Below are 16,026 nucleotides of genomic sequence, written 5' to 3'. Positions count from 1 at the left end.
CGCTCATCCGCCCCACCGCAGCCCCGGCGTGCAGACTGGAGCGTCCCACAGCCCGGTCAGTTCGTCATCCAGCCGCAGCAGGGTGATCACGACCCCCGGCATGTCGAGAGCGGTGAGGTACGGCCCGACCAGGCGGCGGCTGATCCGGTGGCCCGCCCTGCCCAGCGCGCTCTCCAGCTCGGCATAGGCGAGGTACTGCTCGAGCAGGGGTGTCCCACCGAGACCCGACACGAACGCGAGCAGGTCGTCGCCCGGCGTCACCGGCAAGCAGTCCAGCAGGGTTCGCACCGCCTCCTCGACGATCTTCCCGGCCGGGGCGATGGCGCTTCTCCGCATGCCGGGCTCGCCGTGAATGCCCACACCGATCTCGATCTCGTCGCCGCCGAGGTCGAGGAGACGCTCCCCGCCGGGCGGCGTGCAGGACCCGAGGGCGACACCGAAGCTCGCCGCCTGGTCCACCGCTCGCTGGGCGACCGCGGCGACCTCGTCGAGACGGCCGCCCGACTCCGCCTTGGCGCCGGCCATCTTCTCGGCCAGCACGGTCGCCCCCGTTCCGCGCGGACCGACCTCCGACGCCACGTCGCGGGTCGCCGCGTCGTCCATGACGATGACGGTCCGGACCGCCACTCCTCGCTCCGCCGCGCGCTCCGCGGCCATCGCGAAGTTCATGACGTCGCCGGTGTAGTTCTTGACCAGGTGCAGCACCCCCGCACCGGAGTCCGCGGCGAGCGTCGCGTCGAGAATCTGGTGGACCGTGGGCGAGGCGAAGACGGGACCGGGCGCCACCGCCGTCAGCATCCCGGAGCCGACGAAACCGACATGCATCGGCTCATGGCCCGAGCCCCCGCCGGAGACCACGCCGACCCGTCCGGCTCCGGGGGCGGCGCGCACGACGATCCGGCGCGCCCGGTCCCACGTGATCATGTCCGGGTGAGCCAGGCCGAACCCGCTCAGCGCGTCGTCCACCGCGTCGGCCGGGTCATTGACCAGGTGCTTTGCGGCCGGGGGTTCGGGCACCGGCGCGGGCTCGGTCACCTTCCGCGCCGGCGGCGGGGAGTCTCCGCCGGCCAATGCCGCCACCTCGGTCGCGAGGACGGCGACCGCCGCCGCGCCGGGATCCACCGTGCCGATGCCGCGGTCTCCGACATATGCGGCGCGGCCGCGGCGGGCGGCGATTCCCGCCGTGGCGGCCGCCCCGGTCCGCGCCGCGGCGGCGGCCGCCTCGGCCAGCCTCGCGGGGCGGGTCTCACCGGCGCCGTACGCGCTGGTCACGGCGTCGACGGCGGGCACCAGGGCGTCGAGGAGCGTCTTGTCTCCGACGCGCGCCCCGCCGCGATCCGCGATGGCCGCCACGGCGGCATCGAGCGCGCCGGTCACCCCCTCGGCCGCTTCCCATGCCTCGCCCGCCCGCTGGAACGACGCCGCGAGCAGCGGGCCGCTGCTCGCGCCCATCGCGCGGCTGAGCTTCTCCGCCACGGCGCGCAGGAGCGCGCCTTCCGGCCGGGTGGCCAGTTCCTCCCATTCGTCGAGGACCGCGCCGAATCCCCGGGCCATGGTGGTGCCGAAGTCGCCGTCGCCTGCCGCGGCGTCGAGTTCATTCCACTCGTCCCGATACTTCAAGGCTGCTTCGGCCATGGTCCGGACGACTGTATGCACTGTGAATTCACGCACCGAGGTCTCCGAATCAGGTTGCGGACAGGGGCGTCTTGGCGGTTTCGGTGAGCGTCAGCGCGGAGATGAGGCTGACGACGGCCGCGACGATCAGGTAATAGCCCGGCGCGAAATGGTCGTCGGTGGTGGAGATCAGATATGCGGCGAGATACGGTGTCGTCCCGCCGAACAGAGCGGTGGAGACGTTGTAGCCGACGCTGAAACCGGCGTAGCGGACCCGGGTGGGGAACAGTTCCGTCAGGGTGGCCATCGCCGCGCCCTGGAACACCGCCAGCAGCACGGCGAGCACCAGGAGGCCTGCCATCGCCGCCCCCAGAGCACCCGTGTTCATCAGCACGAACATCGGATAGGTCAGCACCGCGAAGCCCAGGCTCGCCCCGGCGAGCACCGGCCTGCGGCCGATGCGGTCGGACACCACTCCCATGACGGGAATGAGCGCGACCTGGACCACCAGGGTCAGGATGACCGAGACGGACGCGGTGGTGGAGCTGAACCCCAGCTGGCCGGTGAAGTACGTTTGCGCGTAGACCAGCACGATGTAGAAACTGACGACCTGCACCAATGTGAGTCCGATGACGCGGATGATGCGTCGCCAGTAACCGCTGATGGCCTCGGTCAACGGCGCCTTGGAGGTCTCGCCTGCCTCTTTCAAGGCCAGGAAGTCCGGAGTGTCCTCCAGGCGCAGCCTTATGTAGAGGCCGATGACGCCGATAGGGCCGGCCAGCAGGAAGGGGACGCGCCATCCCCAGGACTCCATGGCGGATTCGGAGAGGGAGGAGTTGAGGATGAGCACCGTCACGGCGCTCAGCCCGATGCCCAGCCCCGACCCCGCCTGGAGCAGGCAGGTGACGAATCCCCGGCGGCCCGGCGGGGCGTACTCGGCGAGCAGGGACGCGCCACCGGGCACCTCTCCCCCGGCCGAGAAGCCCTGCAGCAGTCGCAGCGCGACGAGCAGGACGGGAGCGAGGATGCCGATCGTCGAATGGCCGGGGAGCAGCCCCACGGCGAACGTCGCGCCGGACATGAGCAGCACGACCGTCGCCAGGGTCCGCTGGCGGCCCATCCGGTCGCCCAGCGAGCCGAAGAAGAAGCCGCCGAGCGGCCGGACGGCGAACGCGATCGCGAAGACCGCGAAGCTGGCCAGCAGCGAGGCCGTGGGGTTGTCGGAGGGGAAGAAGACGCCACCGATGACGACGGCCAGATAGCCGTAGACCGTGTAGTCGAACCATTCCACGGCGTTTCCGATGGCGCCGCCGAATATCGCCTTGCGGAGCGCCGCCGGCTTCACTTCATTTCGGTCATGCTCATTTTCCATCTGCTGGACCATGACGTGATTCCCGTCTTGATGCTGTTCGTCATCCGGCGATTTCGATGATCAGGTTGGCGTAGGAGTCCCGCGACACCGAACACCCGGGCGGGACGACCACGGTCGCGTCCTGCTCTTCGACGATCAGCGGGCCCGACGTGCGTTCCGCGCCCACGGCCGACCTGGTCACCACGGGTGTGGGGAGCAGTCCCAGCGCGGGTCCGAAGTAGGCCCGGCGCCGGCCACGGGGGTCGGCGATCTGCGGTACCTGTGACAGCACCGGTGCGCGCGGCTCTTCCACGCTTGCGATGACGCGGAGGTTGAAGAATTCCGTCGGCACGTCCGGGCTGCGATGACCGTACGTGCGTTCATGCTCGCGGGCGAAGTCCTCCTCAAGGGCGGCCACATGCTCGTGGAGGGTCGGCCGCCGGGCGAATGGAACTGTTATCTCGTGCGCTTGGCCGATGTAGCGGACATCGGCGAGATACTGCAGCCGCTCTTCACCTGGTTGCGCGGTGCTCTCCCTGCCCATCGCGCGCATGGCGCGTTGCTCCAGTGCGGCGAAGGCGGCGTCGAGACGGTCGAGCGGCACGGCCGCGGTTGCGTGTATGAACGTCTGCACGAAATGGTGTTCGATGCCGGCCTCGAGCAGGCCGACGGCGGAAAGCACACCGGTGCGCGGCGGCACGATGACCTGCCTGATTCCCATCTCCTGGGCGATCGCGGCCGCGTGCACCGCCCCGTTGCCCCCGAAGGCGAACAGCGCGAAATCGCGCGGGTCCCGGCCGCGGTTCGTTGACACCGACTTGATCGCCCGGATCATGCTCGCGTTGACCACGGTATGGATGCCGTACGCCGCTTGGTGCACAGAGAGCCCGAGCGGCCGCGCCACGTGCTCGTTCAGCACGTCCTCCGCGAGTTCCGGCCGCAAGGTGAGGTTGCCGCCGGCGAGCTGGCCCGGGTTGATGTAGCCGAGCACCACGTTCGCGTCCGTCACCGTCGGCGCGGACCCGCCGCGGCCATAGCAGGCGGGCCCGGGGACGGAGCCGGCGCTGCGCGGGCCGACCTTCAGGCTCCCGCTGCGGTCGACCGTGGCGATGCTGCCGCCGCCCGAGCCCACCTCGGCAATGTCGATCATGGGCAGTTTCAGCGCGTGCCCGGTGCCGGTGACGAACGGCGTCGCATGGTTCATGGACGCGCCCACCTCGTACTCGGTGGTCCGGCTGACCTCGGCGTCCTCGATCAAGGACGCCTTCGCGGTCGTACCGCCCATGTCGAAGGCGATGAGCCGGGTCAGCCGGCTGCGGCCGCCCATCACCTGTGCGGCGATCACGCCCGCGGCGGGGCCGGACTCCACCATGTGGGCGGGCTTCTCGGCGGCGAGCGACGCCGACATCACCCCGCCGCTGGACTGCATGATCAGCAGCGGGGCGGGGACGCCGACGCCGTCCAGGCTGCGGCGCAGGGCAGTGAGGTAGTTCTTGACGATCGGTCCGACGAAGGCGTTCACGACCGTGGTGCTGGTCCGCTCGTACTCACGGATCTCCGGGAGCACGTCGACCGAGAGCGACAGGTACACATCGGGCAGGCGTTCGCGGATGATCTCGGCCGCGGCCCGTTCGTGGACCGGGTTCTTGTACGAGTGCAGCAGGCACACGGCGACGGAGCCGACCTGCATCATCGCGAGCTCGTCGGCGATGCGCCGCAGCGCCGCCACGTCCAGCGGCTCGATCACCGTCCCGTCGGCGGCGATCCGCTCCGTTATCTCGTAGCGCAGGCGCCGATCGACGATCGGCCGGGGCGGTCGGTGCGCGAGGTTGTAGAGCTGCGGAACCCGAAGCCGCCGCAGCTCCAGCACGTCTCTGAACCCATGGGTCGTGATCAGGGCGGTGCGGGCGCCCTGGTTCTCCAGCAGTGCGTTCGTGACCACCGTCGTCCCGTGGACGATGCCGGAGATCTCCTGCGCGGGTACGCCCGAGGTATCGAGCATCTGGTTCAGCCCGCTGATGATTCCCCGGCCGTATTCATCCGGAGTGGACAGCACCTTCGCCGTCGTGACGATGCCGTCGGGGCCGCTGAGAACCAGATCGGTGAATGTTCCGCCGATGTCGGCGCCGACTCGGTACGGGCCGGTGTTCGTTCCGGGCATCGTCATCACACCCCGTCCAGCTCACCGGCGCCCTGCTGCCGTTCCGTACGCAGGCGAGCCCGCAGGTGCGCCGTGGCCTCCCCGTCCGCCTCCCCGGTCTCCTGATCGACGACGACTCCGTAGTCGGCGGACGCCTTCGCCGGGGTGATCTTGTCCTGCTGGACGTCGTGCTCAACGGCGGCGACATCCCGATCTAGGGGGTCGCCCCAGCCTCCGCCGCCTGCGAGGACCTGGACGACCACGTCGTCCTTTCGCAGGATCTGCTTGCTGACCAACGTCGGCAGGACCATCTCGGCGCCGTCGCGGTGCAGGATGTTGACGGACGGGGTGCCGGGCGACCCTCCTTGCAGCCCGTACGGGAGATGCGTCCGCTTGTCCGAGCGAATCTCCATGGTGCCGGCCTGGGCGAGCATCCGGATGGAACGGACCTGGGAGAGGGCCCCACGATGCATACCCGCTCCGGCGGAGTCGGGGATGATGGCGTAACGCTCCACGCGCAGCGGGTGGTCGTGCTCGATGAGCTCGACCGGCGTGTTGGCGATGTTGGCGTACGAGTGCGGCATTCCCTCGACACCGTCCCCCCACGGTGCTCCCCCGCGCGCCCCCGCGAACGCGTCCGCGTAGATGAAGCGCTCGTCGCCCGGCGCGGCCTCGCCACCGATGCAGATGCAGGTGTTGCCGCCTTCTCCGTCCGCCGGCACGCGTTCGGGAACGGCCTGGGCGAGCGCCCCGAGCACGCAGTCCATGATCCGGGCCCCGGTGATGCCGCGCACCGCGCAGGCGGCGGGCAGTACGGGGTGGACGACCGTTCCCGCCTTGGTCAGCACGTGGATCGCCCGGAAGTACCCTGCCGCGTTGGGGACATCGGCGCTCAGCAGCGTACGGACGGCCCCACGCGCGGTGGATTCGGTGAACGCGATGGGCGAGTTGACTCCCGCCGCCACCTGCGGCGAGCTCTCGGTCAGGTCGATCGTGATCTCGTCACCCTCGATGGTGGCCTCGGCCTTGATGACCACCGGCTCGTCGAGCACGGCGTCCCCGTCGATGTAGCTCGTGTGGGAGTAGACGCCGTCCGGCATCTCGCGGATGTCCGAGCGGGCGATGCGCTCGCTCAGGTCCAGCAGGCTGCGCGTGCACCGGCGGACGACATCGGGCCCGTAGCGCCCGGCCAGCACCTTGTACTCGCGCTCCCCCACGTTGACGGCCGCTATCTCGGCCCGGACGTCGCCGAGCACCTTGTACGGGATCCGCACGTTCGTCCGCAGGAAGTCGAAGACCGCCTCGTTCGCCTCGCCCCGCTCGTACAGCTTCATGGTGGGGATCATGAGCCCCTCCTGGAAGATCTCCGTGGCCCCCGTGCACTGGCTGCCGGGCACCGCGCCGCCGACATCGATCTGGTGAGCGACGGCGCCGACGAAGCCTTCGAGCCGGTCGGCGACGAAGACCGGCTTGATGATGAAGATGTCGGGCAGGTGGATACCGCCCGAGGAATAGGGATCGTTCATGATGTAGATGTCGCCGGGGTGGATGCACCCGCTGAACTTGGTCAGCACCGACTTCACCGCGGCGGGAAACGAACCCAGATGGCAGACCAAGGTGAGGCCCTGGGCGATCATCTCGCCCGTGACGTCACAGAAAGCGGTGGAGAAATCCAGGACGTCGCGGACGATTCCCGAATAGGCGGTGTGCGACACGGTCAGCGCCATCTGGTCGGCCAGCGAATCGAGTCCGCTGCGCACGACCTCGAGTGTGATCGGATCGATTTCGGACGCATCTGCCGCGTTGATGACGCCTGCCGCGGACGGTGACTTGACGGACAAGATCGGTCACTCCTCGCTGTTGTCGCAGGTAGCTGATGCGGAGTAGCATGCCCGCCCAATCCAGCATCTGTCGATGACAGATTCGAGCACGTGACGATCGCGAGATGAGATGGAACTGCGGCAGCTCGAATACTTGGTGACCATCCTCAACGAGGGTTCTTTTACGAAAGCGGCGTCCCGGCTGCACATCGCGCAGTCCGCCGTCTCCCACCACGTTTCCAAGCTCGAACGAGACATGGGCGTTCAGTTGCTCCGGCGGGAGCGACCCAAGATCCTTCCCACACCGGCGGGCGAATTGTTCGCCGCGCGGGCGGTCAAAATCCTCGCCGAAGTGGCCGCGGCACGGGACGAACTGTCCAGCCTTCGGGGCCACACCGTCGGAGAGGTGACCTTCGGCTCGACCCTGCCCACCGCGTCACTCGACCTGCCCGGGATCTTGGCCGGCTTCCGTCGCCGCTACCCGGGCGTACGTGTCAGGCTGCGCGAGGGGACCAGGCAGGAACTGGTCTCCATGGTCCAGCAGGACACCATCGACCTCGCCGTGGTGTCGATCGACCCACTCCAGCTCCCCCACGGGACCACCGGCGTGGTCGTCGACCACGACCACCTCGTCCTCGCCGGGCCGCCGGGGCATCCCTTCGAGCACTACGACACCGCACCGGCCCATGCCCTCGACGGCATGGACCTCATCAGCTTCCGCAAAGGCGCCGGACTGCGCGATGCCGCCGATACCGTCCTGCGAGAAGCCGGTGTGGTGCCCAACATCGTCATCGAGTCCAACGAGGTATCGGTCCTGCTCGGCCTGATCGCCCATGGCCTCGGGCTCGGCATCATCCCCCGGGGCTTCGTCGCTCTCGCCTTCCAGCCCATCTGGAGCATCCCGTTCGACCCGCCGATAAGGCCGCCGCTGTCCCTGATCTGGCGTGAAAGCCGACACCTCGCACCGGCCGCCGCCGCCTTCCTTCACCACATCAGAACGTCGACACCAGAATGAGCAGGCTCCAAAGGAGCGGCAGGCCACACAGATCGAGCGACAGGCCACCCATCACCCGACCGACACCACGCCTAGACCCGCTGGATCAGCGTTCCCGTCCCGAGGCCGCCGCCGCAGCACATGGTCACCAGGCCCATCTCCCCGTCGGAGCGCTCCATCTCGTGCAGCAGGGTGGTGATCAGCCGAGCACCGGTCGAGCCGAGCGGGTGCCCGAGCGCTATCGCGCCGCCGTTCACGTTGACCCTGTCCATGTCGGGTCCGATCTCGCGCCGCCAGGCCGCGACGACCGAGGCGAACGCCTCGTTGATCTCGATCAGGTCGATGTCGTCGATCTTCATTCCGTTGCGGTCGAGCAGCTTGCGCGTGGCCGGGATCGGGCCGGTCAGCATGGTCACCGGGTCGGTCCCGACAGTGGTGATGTCGTAGATCCGCGCACGCGGCCTCAACCCGAGGGCCTCGGCCTTCTCACGGGTCATCAAGAGCACCGCGGCGGCGCCGTCGGAGACCTGCGAGGAGTTCCCGGCGGTGATCCTGCCGTCTTCCCGGAACGCGGGCCGCAGCCGCGCCAGTCCTTCGAGGGTCGTCTCGCGAAGGCCCTGATCGGTGACGTGGGTGTGGCCGCCGACCCGGTAGGGGATCATCTCGCGCGCGAAGCGGCCCTCGTCGGTCGCCCGCCGCGCCAGTCGCTGCGAGCGCAACCCGATCTCGTCCAGCTCGGGCCGGGGGATTCCCCACCCGTCGGCGATCATTTCGGCCGCGAGGCCCTGCGAGACCAGGTCGTGGCGTTCGAGCAGCTCGGACGAGTAGGGCGAGCCGTGCTCGGCCACGACCTCGCCCGCCACGGCGAACGAGTTCCTGCCCATGTGCTCGACCCCGCCGCCGATCGCCGCGTCGTGGGCGCCGGAGGCGATGAGGGTGGCCGCGAAGTTCACCGCCTGCTGGGCCGAGCCGCACTGGCGGTCGACCGTGGTCGCCGGGACCTCCTCGGGCAGGCCGGCCTCCAGCCAGGCGTTGCGGCCGATGTTCATCGTCTGGGTGCCGAACTGCTGGACGCAGCCCGCGATCACATCGCCGACCTCCATCGGGTCGATCCCGGTCCGCGAGATCAGTTCCGCGTAGGTCCTGGCGAGGAGGTTGGACGGGTGCAGATCCTTGTAGTAGCCCTTCTCGGGGTGTCCGCGTCCGATCGGTGTGCGGACCGCCTCCACGATCACGACCTCGCGGCCGCCGAGCTTCCCTTTCCCGTTCCGCATCTCGCTCTCCGTCCGTTGCCTGTCATCGATCGTCTGAGGATTGGTCCGGCGGGCATCGCCGTGCTCGGTTGGGACGTGATCAGCCGCTGAACCGCGGCGCCGGCGCCGGCTCGGTGCGGCCGTCGCGCTCGCGGAAGACCCCTCGGGCACGGTTGTGAGCGTCCGCCGGCGCTTCGCGCAGAGAGAGGACCGGCGAGACGCAGCAGTCACCGTCAGCGAAGAAGGCGGCCCACTCGTCGCGGGTGCGGGTGGCGAAGGTTTCGGTCAGCCGGGCCCGGATCGTCGGCCAGTTCCCGGGGTCGAGGTGCCGGCCGGCAGGCGCCACCTCGCCCTGCAGGCCGAGCCTCTCGACGAGAGCGGCGTAGAAGGCCGGCTCAAGCGCCCCCACCGCGACGAAGAGGCCGTCGGCGCAGGTGTAGGTGTCGTAGAAGGGCGCGCCGCCGTCGAGCAGGTTGACGCCGGCCCGGTCGGCCCAGCCGCCTTCGGCGAGGAAGTCGTGGATCACCGTGCCGAGCAGCGCCGTACCGTCGAGGATCGCCGCGTCGACCACCTGGCCGCGGCCGTCGCGACGGGCGGCGAAGAGGGCGGCGACCAGTCCGAGGGCGAGCAGCATCCCGCCGCCGCCGAAGTCGCCGAGCAGGTTCAGCGGGGGAACCGGCCGCTCGCCCTCGCGCCCGATCGCATGCAGGACGCCGCTGACCGCGAGGAAGTTGATGTCGTGGCCGGCGGTGGCGCTGTAGGGGCCCTCCTGGCCCCAACCGGTCATCCGCCCGTAGACGAGCGCCGGGTTGCGGGCCAGGCACTCGGCCGGGCCGAGCCCGAGCCGCTCCGCGGTCCCGGGGCGGTAGCCCTCGATCAGGGCGTCGGACCCGGCGACGAGCTCGAGCACCTCGGCCACGCCGGCGGCGCTCTTGAGGTCGATCTCCAGCGTGCGTTTGCCGCGGCCGAAGGCCTTCACGCGCCCCCAGGCGGCGGGATGCCCGCCGGGCCGGTCGATCCGTACGACCTCGGCTCCCAGATCGGCGAGCACCATCGCGCCGAACGGGCCGGGGCCGATGCCGGCGAGTTCGACCACTCGCACACCTGCGAGCGGACCTTCCATCACTGGCGTCGTCCCATCCGCTGAGCAGCGTCGAGGCCGCGGGTCTCCCGTCCGATCGCGCCGTTCACCACGGCCTCACGCAACGCGGCCTTGGAGAACTTCCCCGTGGCGGTCTTGGGGATTTCGTCGATCAGCAGCACCTGTTCGGGGACCCACCACCTGGCGACTCGTCCTCGCAGGTACTCCTGGACGTCGTGCTCGGACAGGGAGGCGCCCGGCACGGTGACGACACAGGCGAGGGGACGCTCGTCCCATTTCTCGTCGGGCACCGCGATGACGGCGGCCTCGATGACGTCGGGATGACTCATGATCTCGTTCTCGAGCTCGACCGAGGAGATCCACTCGCCGCCCGACTTGACGAGGTCCTTGGTGCGGTCGACGATGCGGAGCTGCCCGTCGGGGGCGATGGTGGCGACGTCGCCGGTGCGCAGCCAGCCGTCCTCGGTGAAGGACCCGGCCGCCCGCTCTCCGGATCGCCCGTAGTAGGCGGCGGCGACCGTGGCGCCGGCGACCTGCAGTTCGCCCGCGGATCTGCCGTCCCAGGGCAGCGCCCTGCCCTTGTCGTCCACCACGCGCAGCCGGACCAGCGGCAGCGCGACTCCCGGGCGCGCCAGTGCCTCCGGTTCGCGGTCGCGGTCGCGGGCTGCGCGGTCGGACACATAGGCACTCGTCGCGACCGGGCTGGTCTCGGTCATCCCCCACCCGTTGCGCAGCGGCTGACCGATCGCCTCGTCGTACGCACGGGAGAGCGACAGCGGTACCGCGCCGCCGCCGCACACGATGTGACGCAGACTCGACAGGTCGTGCCCGTCGAGATGCGGGAGCGCTCCACGCCAGACCGTCGTCACCGCCGCGGTGAACGTCACACGATGGCGTTCGATCTGTTTCACCAGTTCGGCCGGCGCGGTCGCGGTGCCGGGCATGACCAACTCCGCGCCGCACATGAGCGCCGCGTAGGGAAGGCCCCACGCGTTGACATGGAACATCGGCACCACCGGCATGATGACGTCGGACTCGCTGAGCGCGAACGCGTCGGCGGTCTGCAGCATCAACGCGTGCAAGAGGATCGACCGGTGGTCGTAGAGGACCCCCTTTGGCAGACCGGTCGTGCCGGAGGTGTAGCAGAGGGCGGCAGCGGTTCGTTCGTCGTGGACGGGAAACCCGTCATCGGTGACGGGCACCGCTTCGGCGAGCAACCGCTCGTAGTCGCGGACGCGCGGGTCGTCCGGGATCTCCGCGGGGTCGCCGTCGTCCATGACCACGACGAAGCGGACCGTGCGGAACGACTCGACGAGCGGCCAGACGACCGGCAGCAGGGACCGATCGACGAACAGGACGTCGTCCGCCGCGTCGTCGACGATGAAGGCGAGCTGCTCGCTGAACAACCGGTGGTTGATCGTGTGCAGAATCCGGCCGGTGGACGGAACCGCGACGTACAGTTCGAGGTGACGCTGGGTGTTCCAGCCGAAAGTGCCGACGCGTGCGCCGGCCGGCACGCCGAGGGCATCGAGAACAGCGGCAAGGCGACGTACGCGATGCGCGATCTCCCCGAAGGTCGCCTCGAGAACCCTTCCGGTCTGTGTGGTCACCACCCGCTTGCCGCGGAACCGGACCTCCATCCGCTCCAACAGGTCTGAGAGGACCAGCGGACGGTCCTGCATCATGCCTGGTTGCATCATCCCTCCTTCTCTGGATATCGACCGGACGTCACAGAGCGGCCGATCCGGTGTGCGCCCGGGCCGCTCGCGTTTCGTCACGAGTGCAGGACCGTGTCCAGCCAGTCGTAGATCACCGAGGACGCGTAGCGCATGACATCGACCTGGTTGTGCAACTCGCCGCCGCGCCGGGCCGTGAAGACGTGGTGGGCGTGCGGGGCGGTGAGATGCTGGACGAGCTGCGCCGGCTGCCCGCCGAGGGCCATGTCCTCGTCGGCCTCCAGGACCAGGACGGGACACGTGATCTGTTCCGCGACACCGTCCCGGACGTTGAAGTCGCAGATCCGCCTCAGCAGCATGCGCGGGGACTCGGTGCCCATCACCCAGCTTCCGTGGTCGAAGAACCAGCGGGCCGTGCCGCTCTCCGAGATCCGCCGCTGGATGTATTCGTCCAGTTCCACGTCGGACTCGGCGCCGAGCCGGTCGAGGAGAACCTCCCGCGGGTCGGGGAGCTCTCCGAGGACGAAGTCCAGCGCGACGGTGCTCATGTCGTAGACGCCGTCCCAGGCGACCACGGCGGCCAGACGCCGCTCGAACGCCGCCGCGCGAGGGGCGAGTGCGCCTCCCATGCTGATCCCGATCAGCGCGATGCGCTCGGCGTCCACCTCGTCGCGGGTCTCGAGGTGGTCGACGACCGGACCGACGACGTGCTCCCAGTCGGGACGGAACGTCAGGCCCTGGGACCGGATGACCTGCCCCTGGCCGGGCCCCTCGAAGGCGAGGACGTGGTAGCCCCGGTCGTGGCCGGCTCTTCCACCGAACGAGTAGATCTCTTCGGCGGTGCCGTCGAATCCGTTGTGGATGACCACCGTCGGCTTGGGGGTGGACGATTCGCCGGCGGCGCGGAAGAAGTAGGCCGGCAAATGTCCAGTGCCGTAGGGGATCTCCACTGTCTCGATCTCGGGATCGTGCAGTCTTGCGGCGCGGTGGAAGCTTTCGACCGACATCTTCGACGTGCGATGAATCCGCGGATCTCCCGGGGATCCATGGAGGAAGAACTCCGCCGTCCGGTAATAGTTCGCACAACGCAGGTACGCATCACGCGCCGAAACCTTGTGCTGGGACTCGGTTCCGGCAGTGCGATCGAACAGCCACTGCGCGGTGTCGAACCACTCGTCGTGCCAGCTGTCGTAGTCACCGTCGACTATCCGTGCCGCGGTGGCCAGACACTCACCGATCTCTGCCGCGCCGTAGGAAGTCTGACCCATTGTCCGCATGAACTCGAACTCGAACTGCGTGTCTTTCTTGAAGAAGTGAGCCATGTCGCCACCTTCGTGATCCAGTCGGCCGGCAGAGCGCTGCCCCGGACGTCGGATCCAGACCCAGCACACGAGACGGTACCGTACCGTCTCGCCCGCAAGGTAGCGCGAGCCCGCTCGCCACGTCCAGTCCCCGCCACGCGCTGCGAATGCTCACGGGCCGGCACCGACCGTCGCCGACCGGGGCGGCGGAGCGCATCGGGGTGGTACATCACCGCGCGAGTGCCTGGTAGGTTCCTAGGCGTGAGCAAGCGATCATCTACTCCTGCCTCCAGACGGTCGAGCTCCAACCTCAGCCCCGAATTGACGGTCGCCATCACCGAGGCGGTACTCAGCGAACTCGCCGAGGTGGGCTTCGGGCAGCTGTCCATGGACGGAGTCGCCCGAAGGGCGAGAGCGGGCAAGAGCGCGCTCTACCGGCGCTGGCCCTCCAAGCAGGAAATGGTCCTGGACGCGGTCTCAAGTGTCAGCGTTCCCATAGCGGACGTGCGGACTTCGCACGATCTGCGGACCGTCGTGACGTTGCTGGTCGAGTCGGTCGACAACTGGCTGAGCGATGACATGAATCGGCGAATCCTGCCCGACCTCCTGGCCGAGGCGCTGCGCAATCCGGACCTCGGCGAAGCGTTGACAACGCGCATCGGCCTGATCCGCCGGACTCACTATCGCAGGGTGCTGGAGGAACGGATCAGTACCGGGGAAGTGGACGCCGACGCTGACATCGAGTACGCCCTCGATCTGCTGGCAGGTCCCCTTTTCTGGAGAGTGTGCGGCCGCCGGCAGAGCTCGTCGCCGGCGCTGCGCGAAAACGTCGTCCAATCTGTTCTCGACGTTCTGCGCGGGGCGACCCGATAGCTCGGGCCTGACCGCGCCGGGCCCGGCTTGAAAGCCGGGCCCTTCCCTCCCTGAAGTCCATCTCGGAGAGAACGCCGGATCCGTCCGGAGTGTGCCCATCCACCTGCCGTCGCGGGTGCCGGATGATCGCCCGGTACCGCGACGCGCGGCCCACCTCCGCGGTGTCGGCCGGAGCCGCGCGGCCCGCCCGGGCACGCGTCGGCCGATCCCGACCCTTGCGAAGCCGCACATGAGGACTTACTCTGCCATCACGGCGAGACGATCCCGTTCCGTCTCGCGGTGACCTCGCGATTCATCGGCTCAGCGAATCCACCCACGATCTCCTGACGGCCCTGAGGCGACACGCCCACAGCACGGGGTCCCCCGGCGAACCACACCGCGGCGGGCGACGTCCACGACGGAGCGACGAACAATGGGAGACCCGACATGACAGGGCTCGAGGACACTCGAACGAGCACCACCGACCGGCAACTGCGACGAGGGACGATCGGCGTCGTCGGAATGCTGTTCATGGTCATCGCGGGGACGGCGCCGCTGACCGCGATGGCATCGAACTTCGCGCTGAGCATCGGGATCGGCGCGGGAATCGGAACGCTCGGCTGGATCCTCGTGGTGGCGGCGCTCCTGTTCGTGTTCACCGCCGGCTACGTCGTCCTGAGCAGGCATGTCGTCAACGCCGGGGCGTACTTCGCCTTCATGGCGTACGGGCTGGGCCGTACGGTCGGGGCCGCGACGGCGTTCATAGCCGGCATCGCCTACAACATGGCCACCATCGCGATGGTCGCGGCGACCGGATACTTCGCCAAAGTCACGGTCAGCCAGTACCTGAGCCTCGACCTCGCCTGGTACTGGTACACGCTCGCCGCCCTCGCCGTGGTCTGGGCGGCCGGCCACTTCGGGGTGTCGATCGCAGCACGACTCGCGACCGCGATCTGCATCGCCCAGTTCGCACTGGTCGGCGCGCTGATCATCGCGGTGCTGCTGCGCCGGTCCGGCTCCTTCACCCTGGACGGCCTCTCACCGGACTCGATGTTCAGCGGGAACTTCGCACTCACCCTGGTCTTCTGCCTGCTCTCGTTCGCGAGCTACGAGGCCGCCGCCATCTACGGCGAGGAGTGCGAGGCGCCGGCCAAGAGCATCCGCACGGCGACCTACCTGGCACTCGGACTGCTGGTCGCCCTGTTCTTCGTCGCGACGTGGAGCTTCATCGCGGCATTCGACGACGTGACCGCGCTGGCCGCGGCCGACCCCGGAGCGCTCGTCACAGCCGCCGCCGACGAGTATCTGGGCGAGTGGGCGGGGTCGCTCATCGCGGTGTGCATCGTGCTCAGCTTCTTGGCCGCGGCGACCGCATTCCACAACATGGCGGCGCGCTACCACTTCTCTCTGTCGAGAGCGGGACTGCTTCCCACCCGCCTCGCACGCATCCATCACCGGTACGGCACGCCCGCGAACGCCACGCAACTGCAGGTCGTGCTGTCCCTGTCCGTCATAGCGCTGTTCGCGGTGGCCGGGCTGGACCCCCTGCTCAATCTCTTCCCGACGGTTTCCGGCGTCACCTCGCTCGCCACCATCTATGTGATGGCCGGGTGCTGCCTGAGCGTCATCGTGTCCTCTCTGCGCGGCACCGTGTCCGGCTCGATGTGGTCGACCAGGATCGCACCGGCCATCGCCGGCACCGGACTTCTCATCGTCGGCGGAATCATCGTGGCCAATTACGAGGACGTCACCGGAAGCGACTCCCCGTACATCGTCGCGATGCCGCTGATCCTCGTCGTCGGCGCCGCGTACGGAGCGTTCGCCATACGCCGCAGCCCTGACATCAGGCTGGAGAACTACCTCACCGAATAGCCGTGCCCGGTCCAGCCCTCTCACGAAGTCGACACCGATAGGACGATAGAC

At 69.0% G+C, this 16,026-nt stretch carries 11 protein-coding genes; 3 read left to right on the top strand and 8 right to left on the bottom strand.

Features of this window, described 5'->3' with window-relative positions; genetic code table 11:
- Positions 1 to 3: 3 nt before the first annotated feature.
- From K8Z49_RS01060 to K8Z49_RS01045, 4 genes are read right to left on the bottom strand one after another with little or no spacing between them, the layout of a single operon-like run.
- Positions 4 to 1,635 carry a dihydroxyacetone kinase subunit DhaK gene (locus K8Z49_RS01060; RefSeq protein ID WP_412517383.1) on the bottom strand — a complete coding sequence of 544 codons (1,632 nt, stop codon included), beginning with the start codon at positions 1,633 to 1,635 and terminating at the stop codon, positions 4 to 6.
- 49 nt (positions 1,636 to 1,684) lie between these two features.
- Positions 1,685 to 2,986, bottom strand: coding sequence for an MFS transporter (locus tag K8Z49_RS01055; RefSeq protein WP_111833431.1), 1,302 nt, complete (start codon positions 2,984 to 2,986; stop codon positions 1,685 to 1,687).
- Positions 2,987 to 3,026: 40 nt separating this feature from the next.
- A complete protein-coding gene (locus K8Z49_RS01050; RefSeq protein ID WP_075023796.1) occupies positions 3,027 to 5,126 on the bottom strand; it encodes a hydantoinase/oxoprolinase family protein in 2,100 nt (699 codons plus the stop codon).
- A 5-nt stretch (positions 5,127 to 5,131) separates the two neighbouring features.
- Complete coding sequence (locus K8Z49_RS01045) at positions 5,132 to 6,946, bottom strand: hydantoinase B/oxoprolinase family protein (RefSeq protein ID WP_412517382.1); 1,815 nt, start codon at positions 6,944 to 6,946, stop codon at positions 5,132 to 5,134.
- A 109-nt stretch (positions 6,947 to 7,055) separates the two neighbouring features.
- On the opposite strand from K8Z49_RS01045, the gene K8Z49_RS01040 reads away from it, so the two are divergent.
- Positions 7,056 to 7,940 (top strand): LysR family transcriptional regulator, encoded by an 885-nt coding sequence (locus tag K8Z49_RS01040; protein WP_412517381.1) that lies wholly within the window; start codon positions 7,056 to 7,058, stop codon positions 7,938 to 7,940.
- 71 nt (positions 7,941 to 8,011) lie between these two features.
- Here K8Z49_RS01040 and K8Z49_RS01035 read toward each other — a convergent pair whose 3' ends face one another.
- The 4 genes from K8Z49_RS01035 to K8Z49_RS01020 form a co-directional block, all read right to left on the bottom strand.
- Positions 8,012 to 9,193 carry a thiolase family protein gene (locus K8Z49_RS01035; protein WP_075023737.1) on the bottom strand — a complete coding sequence of 394 codons (1,182 nt, stop codon included), beginning with the start codon at positions 9,191 to 9,193 and terminating at the stop codon, positions 8,012 to 8,014.
- 79 nt (positions 9,194 to 9,272) lie between these two features.
- On the bottom strand, positions 9,273 to 10,295 hold the full coding sequence (locus tag K8Z49_RS01030) for a CaiB/BaiF CoA transferase family protein (RefSeq protein WP_412517380.1): 1,023 nt from the start codon (positions 10,293 to 10,295) through the stop codon (positions 9,273 to 9,275).
- Positions 10,295 to 11,974 carry a long-chain fatty acid--CoA ligase gene (locus K8Z49_RS01025; RefSeq protein WP_412517379.1) on the bottom strand — a complete coding sequence of 560 codons (1,680 nt, stop codon included), beginning with the start codon at positions 11,972 to 11,974 and terminating at the stop codon, positions 10,295 to 10,297. Before K8Z49_RS01025 ends, K8Z49_RS01030 begins: the two co-directional genes overlap by 1 nt.
- Before the next feature lie 74 nt (positions 11,975 to 12,048).
- On the bottom strand, positions 12,049 to 13,218 hold the full coding sequence (locus K8Z49_RS01020) for an alpha/beta hydrolase (protein WP_244938902.1): 1,170 nt from the start codon (positions 13,216 to 13,218) through the stop codon (positions 12,049 to 12,051).
- 294 nt (positions 13,219 to 13,512) lie between these two features.
- Here K8Z49_RS01020 and K8Z49_RS01015 point away from each other — a divergent pair, with 294 nt between their 5' ends.
- Both K8Z49_RS01015 and K8Z49_RS01010 read left to right on the top strand, forming a co-directional pair.
- Entirely contained in the window at positions 13,513 to 14,124 is a 612-nt protein-coding gene (locus tag K8Z49_RS01015; protein ID WP_033329711.1) for a TetR/AcrR family transcriptional regulator, read from the top strand.
- A 426-nt stretch (positions 14,125 to 14,550) separates the two neighbouring features.
- Positions 14,551 to 15,975 (top strand): APC family permease, encoded by a 1,425-nt coding sequence (locus K8Z49_RS01010; protein ID WP_075023740.1) that lies wholly within the window; start codon positions 14,551 to 14,553, stop codon positions 15,973 to 15,975.
- The last annotated feature ends 51 nt before the right edge of the window (positions 15,976 to 16,026 follow it).

Source organism: Actinomadura madurae (genome assembly GCF_047130825.1).
In the GTDB taxonomy this organism is placed as follows: Bacteria; Actinomycetota; Actinomycetes; order Streptosporangiales; family Streptosporangiaceae; genus Spirillospora; species Spirillospora madurae.
Note: the sequence above shows the minus strand (reverse complement) of the source record. Positions and strands in the feature narration are given on the sequence as shown.